A 20,646-nucleotide genomic window follows, 5' to 3' on the forward strand; every position below is an offset into this window, starting at 1 on the left:
GGGTTACGGCAATCCATCCAAGAGTGTATCGTGACCGTATCCGGGATTTCGAAGAGCATGCGTGCCAACAGGCAATATCGCCTCGCGCTTCTTGGCGCGATCATCACCCTGATGCCGGCCACCGCCATCGGCGCGACGGTCGACTCCCAGTTGACCGCTGCAATCCCGACCGCACGCCCAGCCGGTCTTCCCGACGTAGGAACGCCTGCCGACAGGAACATCTCGACGCTCAAGAGCGGCCTCGATGCGCTTGCCGCGAAGGACATCGACCGCGCCCGCACCATCCGCGACGGCTTGCCTGCGGATTCGCTCGATCGCCACATTCTTGCCTGGGCGATTGCGCTGCGCGGCGGGGATCAGGTGCCAAGCGGCGAGATCGCCGCGGCGGCACAAGCCCTTCCCGGCTGGCCCGCAATGGCCGTACTGAGGCGCAACAGCGAAAAAGCCCTGTTCCGCGAAAATCCCGCCGCGCAGACCGTGGTGCGCGCCTTCGGCAATACGCAGCCGCAGACCATAGAGGGCGGCATCTCGCTCGCACGGGCGCAGATGGCGCTCGGCAACAGCCGAGCCGCGCGTGCCACGCTGTCGCCGATCTGGCGTACATGGAAGATGGAGGCCAGGGATGAAACCACCATCATCAGGGAATTCGGCGATCTGATACCGGTCACGGATCATCGCTTCCGCATGGAGCGCATGCTCTACGCCGATCGCATCAATTCCGCCCAGAGGGTGGCGAAGCTGGCGGGAGCGGAAGCGCTCGCCAATGCCTGGAGCGCCGTAATCCGTGGCGACCCGGCCGCCGGAAAGCTTTTGGACTCGGTGCCGGCCAGCCAACGCTCGACCGGCTATTTCTTTGCACAGGCCAGGTATCTGCGCCGCAACGACAATATCGTGCAGGCGGCGGCAGTCATGCTGCGCGCGCCCAAAGAAAAAGCATTGTTGATCGACCCGGACGCATGGTGGCTCGAAAGACGCGTGCTGTCGCGCGAACTGGTCGACAAAGGCGATATGAAGACAGCCTATCGCATCGTTGCCGCCCATGCAGCCGAAAGTCCGGCCAATGCGGCCGACGCGGAGTTCCATGCCGGCTGGTATGCCCTGCGCGGCCTCGATGACGCGAACAGGGCAGCCAAGCACTTTGCGCGCATTGCCGATCTTGCGGAAGGCGCAATCTCACGCTCGCGTGCCTATTACTGGCTTGGCCGCGCCGCCGAGGCCGGCGGCCCCGGAGACGCAAAAGCCTATTTTGCGCGTGCGGCGGACTTCGGAACCACCTTCTATGGCCAGCTTGCCGCCGAGCGCATAGGTCGCAAGGCGCTGAAGATCACCTACCCGGTTCCGAGCGCGGCGGACCGCAGCAATTTCAACCAGCGCGAAGCCGTGCGCGCCATCAAGCGGCTGGAGGAGGCGAATGCATCCACGCTGGCCGATACGCTCTATCGCGACCTCGCCGGGCAACTGACCAGCCCAGGCGAACTCGCCCTACTGGCCGTGATGGCCGAAAAGCGTGACAACCATTTCCTGGCACTGAGGGTCGGCAAGATCGCCGCCGGGCGGGGCATCGACATCGGCGCCCTGTCGCACCCCATCGGCGTCATTCCCGCAACCGCCAATATTTCAGGGTCCGGCAAGGCGCTGGCCTACGCGGTGGCCAGGCAGGAAAGCGAATTCAATGTAGGCGCGGTGTCCGGGGCAGGCGCGCGCGGTCTGCTGCAACTGCTGCCAGGCACGGCAAAGGAAGCCGCCAGGAGGGCGGGCATGCCGTTCTCACCGGCTCGCCTGACGACGGATGCGGGCTACAACGCCGCGCTCGGCGCCACTTTCCTTGGCGAGCAACTCAGTCGTTTCAATGGCTCATATGTGCTGACCTTCGCGGGCTACAATGCCGGACCGCGACGGGCGCAGGAATGGGTGAACCGTTACGGCGATCCACGCGGCAAGAATGTCGATGCGGTGGTGGACTGGATCGAGCGGCTGCCCTTTGCCGAGACACGCAGCTATATCCAGCGTGTGATGGAAAACTATCAGGTCTACAAGATGCGCCTTTCGGGCAAGTTCGACATTATTGGCGATCTGGTGAACGGCCGCTGAGTTCTCACCTTCGGTCGCCGGCGACCGAACTGTCCATCCCCTCATGCGAGAGGCCCGAATGGCCGGAAAGCCTGATTTCTCGGACTTCTACTACACCGCTACCGACGGGTTGCGTCTCCACGCACGCATCTATGGCGATACGATCGACGACATCGCTCCGGTCGTCTGCCTTGCAGGGTTTACACGCAACGCCCGCGATTTTCACGAACTTGCCCTTTATCTGTCGCGCAAGGCCCGTCCCCGGCGCAAGGTGATTGCTTTCGATTATCGCGGACGGGGTCAATCCGCCTATGACAGCGACTGGCACAACTACAATGTCGCCACCGAGACGACCGACATACTGACCGGGCTCACGGTGCTTGAAATCGAGCACGCCGCCTTCATCGGAACGTCGCGCGGCGGCCTCGTCATCCACCTTCTGGCGGCGCTGCGCCCCTCGCTACTGCAAGCGGTCGTGCTCAACGATATCGGCCCCGTGATCGAAGGTGAAGGACTCGCGCATATCCGCGCATATCTCGAAAACGCCCCTCACCCGAAGGATATTGACGATGCCGTCGTCATACAGCAGGCCGTCCATGGACAGGCCTTCTCGGCGCTCATTCGGGAGGATTGGCTGCGTTTCGTCAAGGCGATCTACCGTGAAAACGACGGCAAGATGGTTCCCGACTTCGATCCGTCTCTCCTTAAAACATTCGCGGATGCGGATCTGAGCGTGCCCTTGCCTGAACTCTGGCCGCAGTTCGAATCCCTGATTCAGATTCCGCTGCTGGTCATCCGGGGTGAAAACTCGAAGCTTCTCTCCCCGGCAACCGTGCAGGAAATGCTCCGCCGTCACCCTGGCGCCAGGACGCTGACAGTGTCAGGTCAGGGCCACGCTCCCTTGCTTGAGACGGCGGCCCTGCCCCGGCAGATCGCGTCATTTCTCAACCGGGCGAGCGACATGACAAAGCCCGCGGTTCAGTAGACCCGAACGACCGGCGCCCGCGCAGCTCCATCTTCGTCGGCATAGCCTGCCGGGATTCCCACATTATTCACCCCAGAAAGCTTGCTGGCGAAAAGGCTTAGGCTTGCCATCCGGCCACTGAACCCTTCAACGAAAAAACCCGGCGGTTGCCCGCCGGGTTTCTCAAATCAACCGGTAAGTTGATTAGAACGAGCGCTGGAAGCGCAGGAAGCCTGCGAAACCGTCGTCGATCTTGACCTTGTTGTCGTCGTGCCAGGAGCTCCAGGCAACTTCCGGAGTGATCGTCAGGCCCGGAACGAGCTGGTAAGCGACGTTGGCGATGACCGAAACGTCCTTGTTCTCGAAGTACTGAGCCTGGAGGTTGAAGGAGGCCTTCTCGTTGAACTTGAAGGTACCACCGCCCCAGACAGCCCAGTTGCCGCCCCAGGTCTTGTAGAAGCTACGCGTGACATTGTCGTCGGTGCCGTAGCCGCCCATCACGAACAGCGACAGCTGGTCGTTGACGTTGACGTCGAGGCGAACCTTACCGGCCCACTCTTCGAAGACCGAGTCGTAACCGACGACGCCCGAGACACCGCCCCAACCCTGGGTGAAGGCAGCACCGGCAACCACGTGCGGAACGTAGGAGTCGAGGGTGAAGTCACCATTGCCTTCTTCAACGGCGACCGCAGCCGAGAAGCCGTTACCACCGGTGTAGGTGTAGGCGATCTGGTGCGTGTCGAACGGTCCGTAACCGCCGTTGATCTCGCCCTGGATCACGTTGCCAGCATAGCCGGTGAGCGTGGAGAACAGCGAGTCGGTCTTACCGATGCGGAAACCACCCAGCTCGATGAAAGCGTGGTTGATGCCGACGCTGGTGCCCGTGCCGGTCCAGCCGCCGACCACTACCTCATTGCCATCAGCGTCAACAAAGGTGCGGTCGCCAGCGCCGGTGTTCCAGTCGAAGTTGATGTGCATGTAGGCGCGCAGGGTGCCGAGTTCGGTTTCCGAACGGGCATCGAGCTGCAGGGCGGCGCGGGCGCGCTTGTAGTAGGTGTCGTTGGTGTCGATCACACCGTCGGTCACGAAGTCCTTCTTGTCGACGACGTTCTGCAGACCGCCGTAGCCGGCAGGGCCACCGTCGCCGACGCGGATGTCGTAACGCAGATAGCCGCCGACGCGCAGGCAGGTCTCGGTGCCCGGGATGTAGTAGAAGCCGGCGCCGTAGACGTCGCAAACGCGAACGTATTCCATCGGCTCGGGCTCAGCGACGACGACAGCGTCGGCCGCGCGAGCGCCGGAAACTGCGACGAGAGCCGCAGCGGAGCCGAGAAGAAGGCTCTTGATGTTCATTTTCTGACCTCCAGTCAAAAGTTAAAAAGCGGGTCTGGGTATTTTTGCTGAAGGACAGCGTTTCCCTGCCCCATCCCCAATGCTGAAAAAGACACGACTGCTCGCCCCTTCCTCGAAGCCGACATTACTCACGGAGCCGTGAGGTTCAACCGGGATTGTGCGCCGACTGCCCTCCCCCAAATGCGATCGGGAAACGCTGTGGCGGAAATGCCACGATTTGGCAGGGCACCGAAAGAACTCGTTAACCTTTGAGCCGATTTTCATCCCAACCCGCCTATATAAAGAAGTGTCGTGGAAGCTCCGCCAGCCCCCCCCTGCACACCATCCGATTCGACGAATCGGCGTAAAATGGGACATATGCACTGCCTCCACCCCAGGTCCGGGGATGCCTTTTCGGCGGTATTTCGCTTTTCCTGCTCTTTTTTTGGAAAAGGCGATCTATCTTGTTGCTTGTGCGCGTCCTTTTCTTTATCCAGCGGATCGCCGGAGAGGTGGCCGAGTGGTCGAAGGCGCTCCCCTGCTAAGGGAGTAGAGGTCAAAAGCTTCTCGTGGGTTCGAATCCCATCCTCTCCGCCAGCAAACCTCATCATCACAACATGATCGAATCACGGCGCCTTAACGCGAGGGCCGGCGTGCAACCGCACCCTGACAAGCAGGCTGTCAGCGCCTCCGGCATGGATTCAGCCGAATCCCCCATCGGTTGCATTTGAATCAAATGCAACTGTGGATATTCAACCTCCGATAACAGAATCGGCGCTCAATCCGGCCATGAGCACACAAGACCGATATGACGTCATCATGGACCCCACGGACACCTGGACCGTCTGGGATCTCGTCAACGACGAACCCGCCATGTTCGGCGAGCACGTTCTGGCCGGGCTGACACAGGCCGAAGCCCACGCCGCACGCGACGTCATGAACGACGCCTGGCGGCGCCTCAGGCAGAACGCCCTTCAGAAACATATCGATGCCGCATAGAACCGTATGCGGGAAGCGGATCGCTCCCGCAGTCGTTTTCACATTATTTTGAACAGTCGCGAGCGAAAGATCTCAAGCGCCCGACCGGCCTTGAAGTATCAACCCTAACCGCAGGACCCGATTCCGAAATCCGGCAGCTTGCCAAACTGTGGGTCGTCACATCCCTGTCTGCGGGGGCTGACGGTCTACTTGTGCAGCGGAGGCAAGCCCGGACAGCGCCGCCAGCGCTGCATCGCTCTCTTGCGCAGTCAACACATCCACGTCGAACAGGCGAAGACTGCGCATTCCTTCCAGCGCCAGATAAACCATCAAGGCCACATTTTCATTTTGCGAGCCGGCTTTCATCCGATCCAGGAGAACCCGGTGGAAACGCCGGACAGGCACGAGGAAATCGGGGTTCTCCGCCATGGCTGCCAGAATGCCGGAAGGCGGCGGCTGACATCGCTGGAGTTCGGCCGCAAACAATTCCAGATAGGCCACAAGCAGACTGTTGGGCCTGTCCTTGAGCGCCCTTTCCCTTTCGCAGAGCTCGGCATCGAAGTCTTGCAGATGCTGCTCCACCAGCACCTCAAGCAGCCTTGCCTTGTTGGGGAAATGATAAAGCAGCCCGCCCTTCGAAATGCCCGCGCGCTGCGCCACGGCGTCGAGCGACAAGTGTCCCGGCCCGACATCGCGCGCCACATCCTGTGCGGCAGCCAGAATTTTTTGCCGGACCGAGACCTTGCTTTTCGTCATGAGAATCTCCGGGGAGCGGAATTGACAATACCGTCCAGACGGTACAGTAAATGCCGCTCCATTTTCAACGGTTGCGTTTTGGTTTAGCCAAGACGTTCGGAAAATCGTCCTGCCAGGTTCATCCAATCGCGGTGTCGTCCATGATCAAGCGTTTCATTATTGCCATTATATTCCTCATTATCGTCTGCGGCGGCATTGTCGGCTTCAACCTCTTCCGCGACCGGGCGATCGAACAGTTCTTCGCCAACATGCCCGTGGCCACACTGGCTGTCTCATCCCAGACGGTCGAGCCGATCACCTGGACACCCGGCATCGAGGCTCTTGGCACGGTCAGTGCCTCCGAAGGCGTGGACCTGACCGTCGAGGCCCCCGGCATCGTGAAGGAGATCCTGTTTTCGCCCAATCAGCAGGTGAAAGCCGGCGAGGTGCTCGTGCAACTCGACGATGCCGCCGAACGCGCCGACCTTGCAGCCACCAGGGCGCAGGCCGCGCTTGATCAGACCACGCTCGACCGCGCGTCTGTGCTGCAAAAGCGCGGCGTGGGCTCGGAAGTGACGGTGGATTCGGCGCGGGCGGCAGCGGATGCATCGAGTTCGCAGGTTCTCAAGCTCCAGGCCCTGCTCGACCAGAAGCAGCTTCGCGCGCCCTTCTCGGGAACAATCGGCATTCGTCGCGTCAATATCGGCCAGTATCTGTCGCCGGGCACGATCGTCGCCACGCTCCAGGATCTCGATAAGCTTTATGTCGATTTCTCGGTGCCAGAGCAGCAGCTCGACCTGCTAAAGATCGGCGGCGCCGTCCGTTTCGGCGTCACCACGGACAACATGCCGTTCACCGGCAAGATCATTGGCATCGAGCCCAAGGTCGATCCGGTTTCGCGCCTGGTCCGGGTGCGCGCCGAGGTCGCCGATGCCGATGGCAGGCTCAGCCCCGGCCAGTTCATCCAGGCGCAGGTAATGCTGCCGGAAGAGAAGAACGTGCTTGCGCTTTCGCAGACGGCGGTCGTTTCCAGCCTCTACGGCGATTTCGTCTTTGTCATCCGTCCGCCGGAAGCGGTGAACGGCGAGGCAGCGAAGGAAACGAAAGCCGGTGGCGAAGGCAAGGCCGCCGAGGCCGAGAAGAAGGAACCCGAGGCGGTCGGAGAGCCCAAGCTCGTTGCGCGCCAGGTCTTCGTCAAGACGGGCCGCCGCTCCAATGGGCTGGTTGAGATCCTCGAAGGTGTTTCGCCCGGCGACGTGGTGGTGACAGCCGGTCAGAACCGCCTCTCCAACAACACGCCGGTTTCGATCGACAACACGATCAATCCCGCGAACCCGGCAAAGCCGGAGGCTGACGCGAAATGAGTTTCTCCGACATCTTCATTCGCCGCCCCGTCCTGTCGACGGTCGTGGCCCTCATGATCCTGTTGCTCGGCTTCCAGGGCATTTTCAACCTTTCGGTGCGCCAGTATCCGAAGGTCGACGAGACGGTGATCACCATCACCACCTCCTATCCGGGCGCCAGTGCCGACCTGATCCAGGGCTTCGTCACCGCGCCCATCGCGCGTGCGGTGTCGACCACGGAAAACATCGACTACGTCACCTCCAGCAGCATGCCCTCCGTCAGCACCGTGACGGTGCAGATGAAGCTTGGCTCCAACCCCGACGTGGCGCTGACGGACGTCATGTCCAAGGTGCAGCAGGTCCAGAGCGACCTGCCCACCGATGCCAAGGACCCGACCATCGTCAAGGGCACCGGCCAGCAATTCGCGATCATGTATCTGGCGATGCAGAATCCAAACATGACCGCGGAGGAACTGACCGAATATATCGAGCGCGTCATCCGTCCGCGCGTTTCGACCATTCAGGGCGTTGCCGAGGTTCAGGTTCTGGGCGCCGCCAACTTCTCGATGCGCGTGTGGATCGACCCGGTCAAGCTGGCGGCCCGCGGCCTGACGGCCGCGGAAGTGCTGGGCGCGATCAACTCGTCCAACTTCCTTGCCGCTCCCGGCAAGACCAAGAACGAGTATGTCGCCTATTCGATCACGGTGCAGTCCACGCTGCAGACACCGGATGCGTTCGGCGCGCTGCCGCTGCGTTCCGATGAGAACGGCGTCGTGCGCCTGCGCGACATTGCCCATGTCGAGCTTGCCGCCGAAAGCACCGACACGGTCGTCAACTTCAACGGCAAACCCGGCACGTTCATCGGCATCTTCCCGACCCCGTCGGCCAATCCGCTCGATACGGCGGCTGCCGTCATCAAGGAACTGCCGGAAATCCAGTCAAGCCTGCCGGAAGGCATGACGGCCACGATGGTCTACGATTCGACCGAGACCATCAGCGCGTCCATCGAGGAAGTGTTCAAGACCATCGCCGAGGCGGTCGCCATCGTCGTCGTGGTCATCCTGCTCTTCCTCGGCTCCTTCCGTTCCGTGCTGATGCCGATCGTGACCATTCCGCTGTCATTGATCGGCGTCTGCTTCATCCTGCTGACGATGGGTTATTCCATCAACCTGTTGTCGCTGCTGGCCATGGTCCTGGCCATCGGTCTCGTCGTGGACGACGCCATCGTGGTGGTGGAGAACATCCACCGCCACATGGAGGAAGGCATGTCGCCGATGCAGGCGGCATTCAGGGGCATGCGCGAAATCTTCGCGCCGGTCGTGGCCATGACGATTACATTGGCCGCCGTGTTCGCGCCGCTCGCCTTCACCGGCGGTCTTACCGGTTCGCTGTTCCGCGAATTCGCCGTGACGCTTGCCGGCGCGGTCGTGATCTCCGGTTTCGTGGCCGTCACCGTTACGCCGATGATGTCGGCGCGCCTCCTCAAGCCCGGCCATGGCCGCTTCCAGGCCCTTGTCGACCGGACCTTCGACAATCTGGCCAACCGCTATGAACGGCTGGTGTCCGGCTCGCTGAAATATCGCCCGGTCACGCTGCTGATCGTGATCGCGCTGATCAGCGTCACCGGCTTCATGTTCTTCAAGACGTCCAGCGAACTGGCGCCTGAAGAGGATTCCGGCGCCTTGTTTGCCCTGCTTACCGGCCCGCGCTACGCCACCAGCGACTATATGGACCTCTACACCAAGCAGATCCGCGGTCTGACCGAAGATTTGCCGGAGTTGCGCGCCAACTTCTCGGTGATCGGCATCGGCAATGCGACCAACAGCGGCTTCTCGGTATGGGCGTTCAAGGACTGGGCCGATCGTGACCGGTCGCAAAAGGAGATTCAGCAGGACATCCAAAACCGGCTGAAGCCGGTGGCCGGTGTCGAGGCGCTGGTCTTTGCCCCGCCTTCGCTGCCGGGCGCCGGTGGCGGCCTGCCGATCTCCATGGTCATCCAGTCGACCGGCGATCCGAGCCAGGTCTATGAAATCGCCGAGGAGATCAAGCAGAAGGCGCAGGCCTCCGGCCGCTTCATCGTCGTGCAGAACTCGCTGGCGTTCGACGCTCCGCAGGTGACGATCACCATCGATCGCGACCGCGCGGCGGCCCTCAACATCCCGATCCGCGACATCGGAACCACGCTTGGCCTGCTGGTGGGCGGCGGTTCGATCGCGCAGTTCGATCGCGATTCGAACAGTTACGACATCATCATGCAGGTGCCCGACCAGTTCCGGAACAACCCGGAAAGGCTGGGCGAATTCTACGTGCGAAGCTCCACCGGCGAAATGGTGCCGCTGTCGGCGGTGGTCAACATCAACACCAATGCCTCGCCCTCAGCGATCGAGCAGTTCAACCAGCTCAACTCGGCAACGATCTCGGCGCTTCCCCTGCCCGGCGTGACGACGGGTGATGGCCTGGCAACGATCGAGAACATTGCCGAGCCATTGCTGCCGGCCGGCTTCTTCGTCGACTACTCGGGCCAGTCGCGCCTCGAAAAGGAGCAGGGCAACACCATCATCATCGCCTTCGTGCTGGCGGTGGTGGTGATCTATCTGGTGCTGGCGGCGCAGTTCGAGAGCTTCCGCGATCCGCTCATCATCATGATGTCGGTGCCGCTGTCGATCTTCGGCGCAATCGTGCCGCTGAACATGGGCCTGGGAACGCTCAACATCTACACCCAGGTGGGCCTGATCACGCTCATCGGCCTCATCACCAAGCATGGCATCCTGCTCGTCGAGTTCGCTAATCAGCAGCGCGAGGAGCATGGTCTGTCGCGGCGCGAGGCCATCGTGGCTTCGGCCAAGGTGCGCCTGCGACCGATCCTGATGACGACCGCCGCCATGGCGCTGGGCGTCGTGCCGCTGATCACCGCCGCCGGCGCCGGTGCTGCGGCGCGCTATTCCATGGGCCTGGTGATCTTCTCCGGCATTCTGGTGGGAACCCTGTTCACCCTGTTCGTGGTGCCGATGTTCTACACCTTCATTGCCAGCAAGAAGATCCATCACAAGGATGCGGTGGAGGAACCGGCCCCCGATGACGGGGAACCTGTCCCGCAGCACTGACGCGATCCAAACGCCCGGACCTTGTTCCGGGCGTTTTTCGTTCCGGATACAATCTTCTGGATTTTTGCCCGCCGCTGCGCGATGACGTGCCCTGAATTTTCCGTACGAACATTGAAAGCAATATCGCCATGTCCATCCGTCCGCCCCTGACCCCGTTGATCGAAGCGCTGCCGGCGACCGTTCCCTTCGTCGGACCGGAGGCGCAGCAAAGAGACAGCGGCCGCGCTTTCCGCGCCCGCATGGGCGCCAATGAAAGCAGCTACGGCCCCTCCCCGCGCGTGATTGCGCGGATGGAGGAAGTCGCAAGGGACATGTGGATGTATTGCGACCCGGACAATCACGATCTGCGCGTTGCACTCGCCGCTCATCTGGGCATCGGCAAGGACAATGTCGTCATCGGCGAAGGCATAGACGGCCTGCTCAGCCTTGCGGTGCGCATGTATGTTTCGCCCGGCGATGCGGTCGTCACCTCGCTCGGCGCCTATCCGACCTTCAACTTCCACGTAGCAGGCGTGGGCGGCCGGCTGGTCCCGGTGCCTTATGAAAACGACCGCGAAAGCCTTGATGGCCTGCTGGAAGCGGTGAAGCGCGAGAAGGCGCCGCTGGTCTACCTCTCCAACCCCGACAATCCGATGGGAACCTGGTGGGAAACGGACGAGCTGATCCGCTTCATGGACGCGCTGCCCGAGACCACAATGCTGATCCTTGACGAGGCCTACGGCGAGACCGCGCCGGCTTCCGCCCTGCCCCCGGTTCAGGTCAACCGGCTGAACCTGCTGCGCATGCGCACTTTCTCAAAGGCCTATGGCCTGGCCGGCATCCGCTGCGGCTACGCCTTCGCCGATGCCGAGGTGATCGCGAATGTCGAAAAGATCCGCAACCACTATGGCGTCAGCCGCATGGCGCAGATCGCCGGGCTGGAAGCGCTGGCCGACCAGCCCTATCTCGCCAGCGTCGTCGCCAGGGTTGCAGCTGCACGCGACCGCATCTCGGCCATCGCCCGCGACAACGGCCTGTCGCCCATTCCCTCCGCCACGAACTTCGTGACCATCGACTGCGGCCGCGATGCCGATTTCGCAATGCGCGTGATGCAGAATCTGCTCGCGCGCGACGTCTTCATCCGCAAGCCGATGGCGCCGGTGCTCAATCGCTGCATCCGCGTCAGCGTCGGCCTCGACCACGAGATCGACATCTTCGGCGAGGAACTGCCACGCGCTCTCGCCGACGCCGCCAAGGGCTGATCTTCAAGCGGCGGGCCTGCACCCGGCCCGCCGTTTCTTTCCCGTTCTCCGCTTTATTCGGCTGCGTCTCCCGCATCCGGCTTTTTCGTCTCTTGAATTAATTGAACGTTCGTTTTATTATTTATCCAAGGATGAGGAATGCCATGGCGCGAACGACAGGTTCCGACGGCGAGAAAACAGAAGCAGCGATCCGGGAGGCGGCGATCAATCTGATCGCGCGCTTCGGCTACGAGGCTGTTTCCATGCGCCAGCTTGCCGCCGAAGTGGGCGTGCAGGCGGCAGCGCTCTATCGCTATTTCCCAAACAAGGAAGACCTCCTGTTCACGCTGATGCGTGAGCATATGGAAGGGCTGCAGGCGGCCTGGATACAGGTGCGCCCCACCGGGTCGGATCCGCGCGCGCGGCTTGCCGCCTTCGTACGCAATCATATCCGCTTCCATGTCGAGCGCAGGCATTCGACCCATGTTTCCAACATGGAGCTGCGCAGCCTTTCGCACGACAATCTCACGCATATTCTGCGGCTGCGCACTGCCTATGAAAAGGAATTGCGCCAGATCCTGCGCGACGGCGCGGATGCCCGCGCCTTCGTGGTCGACGACATCGGCCTCACGGCCATTGCCATCATCCAGATGATCACCGGCGTGATCGTCTGGTTCCGTCCCGACGAGCGGCTGTCAGTCGCGGAAGTCGCGGAAACCTATCTAGCCATGACCATGCGCCTGACTGGCGCTGAAAGCCCTCGGGAGGTGCAGCATGTACACGCACACGCTTGATTTCGGCCAGGGCGAGGACATAGACGCCCTGCGCGACATGGTGCGCCGCTTCGCGCAGGACAAAATTGCTCCGCTCGCCGCCGAGACCGACCGTTCCAACGAATTTCCGGCGCATCTGTGGGAGGAATTCGGCGCGCTCGGCCTGCTCGGCATAACGGCCAATCCGGATTTCGGCGGCAGCGGCATGGGCTATCTGGCGCATGTGGTGGCGATGGAGGAGATTTCGCGCGCCTCGGCCTCGGTCGGGCTTTCCTATGGCGCGCATTCCAATCTGTGCGTCAACCAGATCAACCGCTGGGGCACGCCTGCACAGAAGGAAAAATACCTGCCCGCGCTCTGCGCCGGTGAAAAGGTCGGTGCGCTGGCCATGTCGGAATCCGGCTCCGGCTCGGACGTGGTGTCGCTGAAACTGCGCGCCGAAAGGCGCAATGACCGCTTTGTCCTCAACGGCACCAAGATGTGGATCACCAACGGCCCGGATGCCGATACCCTGATGGTCTATGCCAAGACCGATCCGGAGGGGAAATCACGCGGCATCACCGCTTTCGTGGTGGAAAAGACCATGCCGGGATTTTCCGTTGCGCAGAAGCTGGACAAGCTTGGCATGCGCGGTTCCAATACGGGCGAACTCGTCTTCGAGGATGTGGAGGTTCCGTTCGAAAACGTTCTGCATCAGGAAGGGGCCGGCGTTGAAGTGCTGATGTCGGGCCTTGACTATGAGCGCACGGTGCTGGCAGGCGGGCCGCTCGGCATCATGGCCGCGTGTCTCGATGTGGCCGTACCGTACGTGCACGAGCGCAAGCAGTTCGGCCAGCCGATCGGTGAGTTCCAGCTCGTTCAGGGCAAGCTCGCCGACATGTACACGACGATGAATGCCTGCCGTGCCTATGTCTATGGCGTCGCCTCGGCCTGCGACCGTGGCCAAACCACCCGCAAGGACGCCGCCGGCTGCATTCTCTACGCCGCCGAAAAGGCCACCCAGATGGCACTGGACGCGATCCAGCTTCTCGGTGGCAATGGCTACATCAACGACTATGCGACCGGACGCCTGCTGCGCGACGCCAAGCTTTACGAGATCGGCGCCGGCACCAGCGAAATCCGGCGCTGGCTGATCGGCCGCGAAATCATGTCGGAGAGCTTGTGACATGCCGGTTATCCAGTCCCGACTCTCCCCCTCATCCGAGACGTTCAAGGCCAATGCCGAGCATATGCGCGCGCTGGTGGCCGACATTTCCGGCAAGGCCGAGACGGTCGAGCGCGGCGGCTCGGAGGACGCGCGCAAGCGCCACACCTCGCGCGGCAAGCTGTTGCCGCGCGAGCGCCTCGCCCAGCTTCTCGATGCCGGGTCGCCGTTCCTCGAAATCGGCCAGTTCGCCGCATGGGGCATGTATGGCGGCGACATTTCCTCAGCCGGCATGGTCGCGGGTATCGGCCGTGTCGAGGGCCGTGAGGTGATGGTGGTGGTGAACGACGCCACCGTGAAGGGCGGCACCTATTATCCGGTGACGGTGAAGAAGCATCTGCGGGCGCAGGAAATCGCCACGCAGAATAATCTTCCTTGCGTCTATCTGGTCGATTCCGGCGGCGCGAACCTGCCAAACCAGGACGAAGTCTTTCCCGACCGCGAGCATTTCGGTCGCATCTTCTACAATCAGGCCAACATGTCGGCGGCAGGCATTCCGCAGATCGCCTGTGTCATGGGTTCGTGCACGGCGGGCGGCGCCTATGTGCCAGCGATGTCCGACGAGACGATCATGGTGCGCAACCAGGCCACCATCTTCCTCGGCGGCCCGCCGCTGGTGAAGGCGGCCACCGGCGAGGACGTGTCCGCCGAAGAACTCGGCGGCGCGGATGTGCACACAAGGCTTTCGGGCGTCGCCGATCACTATGCAATGGACGACACGCACGCGCTCGCCATCACACGCCAGATCGTCAGAAACCTGAATCGAAAGAAGACGATAGGCCTCGATCTTGGAAAACCGATTCCACCGCTTTATGCACCGGATGAGATTCACGGCGTGGTGCCGACCGACACCCGCAAGCCCTATGACGTTCGCGAGATCATCGCGCGCATCGTGGACGGTTCCGAGTTCGACGAGTTCAAGCAGAATTACGGCGCTACGCTCGTCACGGGCTTTGCCCATATCCACGGCATGCCGGTGGGCATTCTGGGCAATAACGGCGTACTGTTCTCCGAAAGCGCGCTGAAGGGCGCGCATTTCATCGAGCTGTGCTGCCAGCGCAAGATCCCGCTGATCTTCCTGCAGAACATCACCGGCTTCATGGTCGGGCGCAAATATGAGGCCGGCGGCATCGCCAAGGACGGCGCCAAGCTGGTAACGGCCGTAGCGACCGCGCAGGTGCCCAAGCTGACGGTGATCGTCGGTGGCTCCTTCGGCGCGGGCAATTACGGCATGTGCGGCCGCGCCTATTCGCCCCGCTTCCTGTGGATGTGGCCGAATGCGCGCATCTCGGTCATGGGCGGCGAGCAGGCCGCAACCGTGCTTGCCATGGTCAAGCGCGAGGGTATCGAGCGCAAGGGCGGAAGGTGGAGCGCCGAGGAAGAAGCCGAATTCCGCGCACCGATCCTCGAAAAATACGAGCGCGAGGGGCATCCGCTCTATTCCTCGGCGCGTTTGTGGGACGATGGCATCATCGATCCGGCAAGAACCCGCGACGTGCTGGCGCTTAGCCTCTCGGCAGCCCTTAACGCGCCGGTGGAGGACACTAGATTCGGTGTCTTCAGAATGTAACTGGTCATTGGCCGCGCCGCGCGCGACCGCAGTGAGGAACTCAACGCGTAACGACGAAGGGAGCCTGACATGCCTGCCAATCCAAATAAATTCGTCTGGTACGAACTCATGACGAGCGACGTGGATGCCGCCGAGGCATTCTACAAATCGGTCGTCGGCTGGAATTCGGAGCCATGGGGCGGCCCGGACATGCGCTACATCATCATGAAGGCGGGCGAAACGGGCGTCGCCGGCATGATGGCCACGCCGAAGGAAGCGGAGGGGATGAAGCCGGCCTGGGTCGGCTATATCTATGCCGACAATGTCGATGCCGCCACGGAAGGGGTTCGCAAGGGCGGTGGCAACGTGCTGCGCGAACCCGATGACATTCCCGATGTCGGCCGCTTCTCCGTCGTTGCCGATCCTCAAGGCGCGGTGTTCATGCTGATCACGCCGAAGGGCGAAGAAGGCGCACCGGTTCCCCCGATGACACCCGGCCATATCGGGTGGCACGAATTGATGGCAACCGAATGGGAAACGGCCTTCTATTTCTACTCCAACCAGTTCGGATGGACCAAGGATGAGCCGATGGATATGGGGCCGATGGGCGTCTACCAGCTCTTCCGAACCGGGGGCGACAACGCTGTCGGCGGCATGATGACCAAGCCGGCGCAGATCGAAGCCCCCTACTGGCTCTATTATTTCAATGTCGAAGACATCGACAAGGCGACCGAGCGTGCCCTTGAAAACAAGGGGCAGGTCATAATGGGACCGATGCAGGTTCCCGGCGGAAGCTGGGTCTGCCAGTGCATCGACCCCCAGGGCGCGCTTTTTGCCCTAGTCGGTGCCCGAAAGTGAGCGGCACTGGCCGACAGCTTTATCCGGAGGATGAATGTTTTCCAAAATCCTGATCGCCAATCGCGGTGAGATTGCCTGCCGCGTCATCCAGACTGCGCGGCGCGTGGGTGTCCGTACCGTTGCTGTTTATTCTGACGCGGATGCAAGCGCGCTTCATGTGGCGATGGCTGACGAGGCGGTGCATATCGGCCCTTCCCCGGTCGGTGAAAGCTATCTGCGTGGCGACAGGATCATCGAAGCCGCCAAGGCGACGGGAGCCGAAGCCATCCATCCCGGCTACGGCTTCCTTTCGGAAAACCCGGATTTCGTGGATCAGGTGACGGCGGCCGGACTGGTTTTCATCGGCCCGTCCGCCGCTTCGATCCGCGCCATGGGACTGAAGGACGCCGCCAAGCGGCTGATGGAGCAGGCTGGCGTGCCAGTGGTGCCGGGCTACCACGGCGAGGCGCAGGAAATCGTGCCGCTTGCCTCCAAGGCGCGCGAAATCGGCTATCCGGTGCTGATCAAGGCGCGCGCCGGAGGCGGCGGCAAAGGCATGCGCCGCGTTGACCACCCGGATGATTTTCCCGAAGCCCTGTCAAGCGCGCGGCGCGAAGCCAAGGCAGCCTTCGGCGACGACCGCGTGCTGGTCGAAAAATATGTCGAGAAGCCGCGCCATATCGAGGTGCAGGTGTTCGGCGACAATTTCGGCAATGCCGTGCATTTGTTCGAACGCGATTGCTCCGCGCAACGCCGCCACCAGAAGGTGATCGAGGAAGCCCCCGCCCCCGGCATGACGCCCGAGATGCGCAAGGCCATGACCGATGCGGCAGTAAAGGCCGCCAAGGCCATTTCCTATTCGGGTGCGGGCACCATCGAGTTCATCGTGGACGCATCCGAAGGGCTCAGGCCCGATCGCTTCTGGTTCATGGAGATGAACACCCGCCTGCAAGTGGAGCATCCGGTAACGGAAATGATCACCGGCGTCGATCTGGTCGAATGGCAATTGCGTGTGGCGGCCGGCGAAAAGCTGCCGAAAAGCCAGAAGGAGATCGCGCTTTCCGGCCATGCCTTTGAAGCGCGCATCTATGCGGAAGACCCGCAGCGCGATTTCCTGCCGGCCATCGGCACGCTGCATCATCTCAGTTTTCCGACCGAAACGCCGGCGGGCTCGTCCATGCGCGTAGAGACCGGCGTGCGCCAGGGCGATGCCATCTCGCCCTACTACGATCCGATGATTGCCAAGCTGGTGGTCCATGCGAATGATCGAAGCAGCGCGCTGCAAGGGCTCACGGAGGCGCTGAAAGCCACCCGCATTGCTGGATCAACCACAAACATCGCCTTCCTGGCGGCGCTGTCTCAGGACGCTGATTTTGCTTCCGGCGATGTCGATACCGGTCTCATCGGCCGCAAGCAGGAAGCCCTGACCGCCATTCCCGAGCCGGGCGGCAATATCGTGGCGCGCGCCGCCCTGGCAGCCTCCGGGTCAAGGCCCGGGGGAGCCATGTCGGACGACCCGTGGGCGAGCCTTTCCGGCTACAGCCACTTCCATCCGATCGAGCGCCGTACGGTTCTGCGCCGCGGCGAACAGGAACTGCATGCAGGCGTGACGGCACAGCCGGATGGTCGCTATCTGGTACGTATCGGCGACGGCACTGCGACCGTTCTTTCAAAGACCGATTTCCAGGACACGGTTTCATGGCCGGGGCACGTCACCGTGTTCGCCGATGGTGCGGCCTTCACCTTCGCCGTGCCGGACCCATTCGCGAGTGCGGAAGAAGCCGACGGCAGCGCGGGCAGCATGCGCGCGCCGATGCCGGGGCTGGTCAAGCTGGTACGGGCAACCGAGGGCGAAACGGTGAAGAAGGGACAGCCCCTGCTGATCCTGGAGGCGATGAAGATGGAGCACACCATCGCTGCCCTGCATGACGGCATCATCGCCGAAATCGCAACCGAGGGCGAACAGGTGATGGACGGAACCGTTCTCGTGCGTTTCGTAGAGGAGGCGTAGGCGGCGCCACCAATCGGGAAATGAAAATGGCCGGGTTGCCCCGGCCAAATCCAGTTATCCAGGCTCGTGCGGCAGTCTTACTGCTCGATCGGCGCGTATTTGCCGTCGTGCCACTGGTTGATGTCGTAGGCGGCGTTCTTCAGATCGCCCTTCTCGTCGAAGGTGACTTCGCCCACCACGGTCTGGATTGGCTGACCGTTTTTCAGCGCCTCGGCGACCTTCATCGGATCGTCGGTGCCGGCGCGCTCGATGCCCTGCGCGAAGGCCTGGATCACTGCATAGGAGAAGAGCGTGAAGCCTTCCGGCACGAAGCCGCCGGCCTTGATCTTCTCCACCGCTTCCTTGGCCTCTGGCCGGGCCTGCGGATCGGACGGGAACACGAACATGGTGCCCTCGCCGGCCGGTCCCGCGATCTGCCAGAATTCCGGCGATGCGATCGAATCGGGCATGATGAGTTGGAACTTGAAGCCCTGCTCTGCCGCCTGACGCAGGATCAGGCCGGCCTCCGGATGGTAGCCGCCGAAATAGACCACATCGGCCTTCAATTCCTTCAGCTTGGTCACCAGCGCCGAATAATCCTTTTCGCCAGCATTGATGCCTTCATAGAGGACTTCCTTCAGGCCGTTTTCGTTCATCGTCTTGCGCACGGCGTCCGCCACGCCCTGACCGTAGGCGCCCTTATCGTGCATGACCACGACGTTCTTGCCTGCATATTTCTTTGCGATCCACGGCCCGATGAAGGCGCCCTGCGCGTCGTCGCGCGTGTAGAGACGCATGATGGTGGACCAGCCCTTGGCGGCCGCATCGTCGGTCATGACGGGGTTGGACGAGGCCGGGCTCATCATCAGCGCGCCGGCTTCGGCATAAACGGCAGAGGCGGGGATGCTTGAGCCCGAGCAGGCATGTCCGTCGATGAATTTGACGCCGTTGGCGACGATGCGGTTGGCAACCGAAACGGCCTGCTTTGGATCGCAGACGTCATCTTCGATCGAGATGGCGATCTGGCGCCCCATGACGCCGCCCTTCTCGTTGATGGCCTTGGCGGCAGCTTCCGCGCCCTGTTTGAACTGGTCGCCGATATTCGCCAACTGGCCGGTCATCGGCCCCACCACCGCGAAGGTGATGTCGTCGGCGCGCGCGGCCTGCGCCGCCAGAATGAAGCCGACGAGCGCAGCCCCCACTACTGTTTTTTTGATCACTTTGTTCTCCTCCGAAGTCGGCTAGCCGCCGAGTGCTGCCCTTGTTGTCCGGGCAACATCAAATACCATTTGCGGCTCCAGCCGCGCAACAAAATCGGAATGGGCCGGCGGAACGCAAAAAGGCCGCGCCGAGCTTGTTCGCACCGGTCGCGGCCTGTTTGATGGCACCCTTTCCGGAATGCCTCTGTCGCCGTTTTTCATCCGCGCGGTCGGCCCGCCTCCAGGCAGCCGCGTTCTCAATGGCCGGGCCTTCCGACAGGCCCACGGCTGACAAACTTGTCAGTGCATGGTCATCCACTGGCGCGCTTCGCGCAGCGCCTGTGCGATCTCCAGTTTCGACATCGACACCGAAAGTTCGGCGCGAAGCGCTGCCGCACGCGCCGAGCCCTTGATCGCGGCGATGTTGAACCATTTGTGGGCGGCGACGACATCGACGTCGCAGTCGCGTCCGCTGGCGTACATCATCCCCAACTCGCAAAGCACATCGGCCTGAGCGGTGGTTCCCATCGCGCCGAAGCCGGCTTCAAACATCTCATAACGCGCCATTTCGAAGGTCCCTGTCCGTTGCTGGAGAGCGCCTCGTTCTGTCGTCGCGGGCTGCTCTTCCGATGCTTCGAAGGATGAACCCGAGGCTTGAACCCGCCGTTAAATGGCTTGCTTAACCGCCGGCAAACAAAGTTCAAACAAGAAGTAAACGTTTGAATTCATTAAGGATGGGAACGCAGGCGCGGCAAGGGATTTGCAGAAAAATCGATGAAAATGTTACGGCGCGCACGCAATACTTCCCTAACCATGAAAGCGATCCACGCCGGCCGCCGCACAAGCGCCAAGGGCTAAAAACCCGGAAACTCCACGGCGCTTGCCGGACGTGTCGACTGGCTTACCTTTGCGTAAGCGGCGGAACGACACGGGAACAGGGGCGCCCGCCACGCTGGAGGACATAGAGATGCTTCGCTGGTCGAGCATGGTGGCGGCGACGCTGCTGGCGTGCGGAACGGCGTGGGCCGATCCCATCGAAGGCAAGTGGAAGACACAGAGCGGCGAAACCGCGACCGTCACCAGTTGCGGCGACGACTTCTGCATCACGATGACGACCGGAAGACATGCCGGAAAGCAGGTCGGCAAGGTGACCGGAGGCGGCGACGGCAACTATAGCGGCTTCATCACCGATCTCGATGAAAACGAAACCTATCAGGGCAGTGCCCGGCTCAGTGGAAACACGGCAAGGCTTAGCGGCTGCGTGCTGGGCGGCCTGATCTGCAAAAGCCAGGACTGGACGAAACTCTGACGCGCGGCCCGCCATTTGCTGGCAGGCCGCTGGCAGCTC

General features: G+C 62.1%; 16 protein-coding genes and 1 tRNA gene. 13 read left to right on the top strand and 4 right to left on the bottom strand.

The annotated features are described in order from the left end of the window. Positions 1-57: 57 nt before the first annotated feature. Together C7441_RS05505 and C7441_RS05510 are read left to right on the top strand one after the other, a co-directional pair. A complete protein-coding gene (locus C7441_RS05505; RefSeq protein WP_109612026.1) occupies positions 58-2,091 on the top strand; it encodes a lytic transglycosylase domain-containing protein in 2,034 nt (677 codons plus the stop codon). A 58-nt stretch (positions 2,092-2,149) separates the two neighbouring features. Next, positions 2,150-3,055, top strand: a complete 906-nt coding sequence (locus tag C7441_RS05510) for an alpha/beta fold hydrolase (protein ID WP_109612027.1) — start codon at positions 2,150-2,152, stop codon at positions 3,053-3,055. 183 nt (positions 3,056-3,238) lie between these two features. Here the strand turns inward: C7441_RS05510 and C7441_RS05515 are convergent, their stop codons facing one another. After that, a complete protein-coding gene (locus C7441_RS05515) occupies positions 3,239-4,387 on the bottom strand; it encodes a porin (RefSeq protein ID WP_109612028.1) in 1,149 nt (382 codons plus the stop codon). Positions 4,388-4,872: 485 nt separating this feature from the next. Between C7441_RS05515 and C7441_RS05520 the strand changes: the two genes are divergently transcribed. Both C7441_RS05520 and C7441_RS05525 read left to right on the top strand, forming a co-directional pair. Continuing rightward, positions 4,873-4,963 (top strand) — tRNA-Ser (locus tag C7441_RS05520). 192 nt (positions 4,964-5,155) lie between these two features. Beyond that, complete coding sequence (locus C7441_RS05525; protein WP_026060074.1) at positions 5,156-5,365, top strand: hypothetical protein; 210 nt, start codon at positions 5,156-5,158, stop codon at positions 5,363-5,365. Between the two features lie 156 nt (positions 5,366-5,521). Here C7441_RS05525 and C7441_RS05530 read toward each other — a convergent pair whose 3' ends face one another. After that, a complete protein-coding gene (locus C7441_RS05530) occupies positions 5,522-6,226 on the bottom strand; it encodes a TetR/AcrR family transcriptional regulator (RefSeq protein WP_244916066.1) in 705 nt (234 codons plus the stop codon). A gap of 14 nt (positions 6,227-6,240) precedes the next feature. Here C7441_RS05530 and C7441_RS05535 point away from each other — a divergent pair, with 14 nt between their 5' ends. The 8 genes from C7441_RS05535 (at position 6,241) to C7441_RS05570 (ending at position 18,120) form a co-directional block, all read left to right on the top strand. Beyond that, the gene (locus C7441_RS05535) at positions 6,241-7,443 is read left to right on the top strand and encodes an efflux RND transporter periplasmic adaptor subunit (RefSeq protein WP_109612030.1); all 1,203 of its coding nucleotides are present in this window, start codon (positions 6,241-6,243) and stop codon (positions 7,441-7,443) included. After that, entirely contained in the window at positions 7,440-10,526 is a 3,087-nt protein-coding gene (locus C7441_RS05540) for an efflux RND transporter permease subunit (RefSeq protein WP_109612031.1), read from the top strand. Before C7441_RS05535 ends, C7441_RS05540 begins: the two co-directional genes overlap by 4 nt. A 128-nt stretch (positions 10,527-10,654) precedes the next feature. Continuing rightward, entirely contained in the window at positions 10,655-11,767 is a 1,113-nt protein-coding gene (locus C7441_RS05545; RefSeq protein ID WP_109612032.1) for a pyridoxal phosphate-dependent aminotransferase, read from the top strand. Positions 11,768-11,910: 143 nt separating this feature from the next. Beyond that, positions 11,911-12,540, top strand: a complete 630-nt coding sequence (locus C7441_RS05550) for a TetR/AcrR family transcriptional regulator (protein WP_109612033.1) — start codon at positions 11,911-11,913, stop codon at positions 12,538-12,540. Beyond that, positions 12,521-13,684 carry an isovaleryl-CoA dehydrogenase gene (locus C7441_RS05555; protein WP_109612034.1) on the top strand — a complete coding sequence of 388 codons (1,164 nt, stop codon included), beginning with the start codon at positions 12,521-12,523 and terminating at the stop codon, positions 13,682-13,684. The genes C7441_RS05550 and C7441_RS05555 overlap by 20 nt, the downstream gene beginning before the upstream one ends. A 1-nt stretch (position 13,685) precedes the next feature. Then, positions 13,686-15,293 carry a carboxyl transferase domain-containing protein gene (locus tag C7441_RS05560; RefSeq protein WP_109612035.1) on the top strand — a complete coding sequence of 536 codons (1,608 nt, stop codon included), beginning with the start codon at positions 13,686-13,688 and terminating at the stop codon, positions 15,291-15,293. Between the two features lie 69 nt (positions 15,294-15,362). Beyond that, positions 15,363-16,130, top strand: a complete 768-nt coding sequence (locus C7441_RS05565; protein WP_109612036.1) for a VOC family protein — start codon at positions 15,363-15,365, stop codon at positions 16,128-16,130. A 34-nt stretch (positions 16,131-16,164) separates the two neighbouring features. After that, on the top strand, positions 16,165-18,120 hold the full coding sequence (locus C7441_RS05570) for an acetyl/propionyl/methylcrotonyl-CoA carboxylase subunit alpha (RefSeq protein WP_109612037.1): 1,956 nt from the start codon (positions 16,165-16,167) through the stop codon (positions 18,118-18,120). A gap of 77 nt (positions 18,121-18,197) precedes the next feature. On the opposite strand, the gene C7441_RS05575 is transcribed toward C7441_RS05570, so the two are convergent. After that, positions 18,198-19,316: an ABC transporter substrate-binding protein gene (locus C7441_RS05575; RefSeq protein ID WP_425326565.1), complete on the bottom strand. Its 1,119-nt coding sequence runs from the start codon at positions 19,314-19,316 to the stop codon at positions 18,198-18,200. A 282-nt stretch (positions 19,317-19,598) separates the two neighbouring features. Further along, positions 19,599-19,865 (bottom strand): sel1 repeat family protein, encoded by a 267-nt coding sequence (locus C7441_RS05580; protein ID WP_019172212.1) that lies wholly within the window; start codon positions 19,863-19,865, stop codon positions 19,599-19,601. A gap of 400 nt (positions 19,866-20,265) precedes the next feature. Here C7441_RS05580 and C7441_RS05585 point away from each other — a divergent pair, with 400 nt between their 5' ends. Next, complete coding sequence (locus tag C7441_RS05585) at positions 20,266-20,607, top strand: DUF2147 domain-containing protein (protein WP_109612039.1); 342 nt, start codon at positions 20,266-20,268, stop codon at positions 20,605-20,607. The last annotated feature ends 39 nt before the right edge of the window (positions 20,608-20,646 follow it).

This window comes from Pseudaminobacter salicylatoxidans, from assembly GCF_003148475.1.
Taxonomy (GTDB): domain Bacteria; phylum Pseudomonadota; class Alphaproteobacteria; order Rhizobiales; family Rhizobiaceae; genus Pseudaminobacter; species Pseudaminobacter salicylatoxidans.

Bases quoted from the DNA above. Each gene is read 5' to 3' on its own strand.
- C7441_RS05505 (WP_109612026.1), top strand. From the start codon at position 58: ATGCGTGCCAACAGGCAATATCGCCTCGCGCTTCTTGGCGCGATCATC.
- C7441_RS05510 (WP_109612027.1), top strand. From the start codon at position 2,150: ATGGCCGGAAAGCCTGATTTCTCGGACTTCTACTACACCGCTACCGAC.
- C7441_RS05515 (WP_109612028.1), bottom strand. From the start codon at position 4,387: ATGAACATCAAGAGCCTTCTTCTCGGCTCCGCTGCGGCTCTCGTCGCA.
- C7441_RS05525 (WP_026060074.1), top strand. From the start codon at position 5,156: ATGAGCACACAAGACCGATATGACGTCATCATGGACCCCACGGACACC.
- C7441_RS05535 (WP_109612030.1), top strand. From the start codon at position 6,241: ATGATCAAGCGTTTCATTATTGCCATTATATTCCTCATTATCGTCTGC.
- C7441_RS05540 (WP_109612031.1), top strand. From the start codon at position 7,440: ATGAGTTTCTCCGACATCTTCATTCGCCGCCCCGTCCTGTCGACGGTC.
- C7441_RS05545 (WP_109612032.1), top strand. From the start codon at position 10,655: ATGTCCATCCGTCCGCCCCTGACCCCGTTGATCGAAGCGCTGCCGGCG.
- C7441_RS05550 (WP_109612033.1), top strand. From the start codon at position 11,911: ATGGCGCGAACGACAGGTTCCGACGGCGAGAAAACAGAAGCAGCGATC.
- C7441_RS05555 (WP_109612034.1), top strand. From the start codon at position 12,521: ATGTACACGCACACGCTTGATTTCGGCCAGGGCGAGGACATAGACGCC.
- C7441_RS05560 (WP_109612035.1), top strand. From the start codon at position 13,686: ATGCCGGTTATCCAGTCCCGACTCTCCCCCTCATCCGAGACGTTCAAG.
- C7441_RS05565 (WP_109612036.1), top strand. From the start codon at position 15,363: ATGCCTGCCAATCCAAATAAATTCGTCTGGTACGAACTCATGACGAGC.
- C7441_RS05570 (WP_109612037.1), top strand. From the start codon at position 16,165: ATGTTTTCCAAAATCCTGATCGCCAATCGCGGTGAGATTGCCTGCCGC.
- C7441_RS05580 (WP_019172212.1), bottom strand. From the start codon at position 19,865: ATGGCGCGTTATGAGATGTTTGAAGCCGGCTTCGGCGCGATGGGAACC.
- C7441_RS05585 (WP_109612039.1), top strand. From the start codon at position 20,266: ATGCTTCGCTGGTCGAGCATGGTGGCGGCGACGCTGCTGGCGTGCGGA.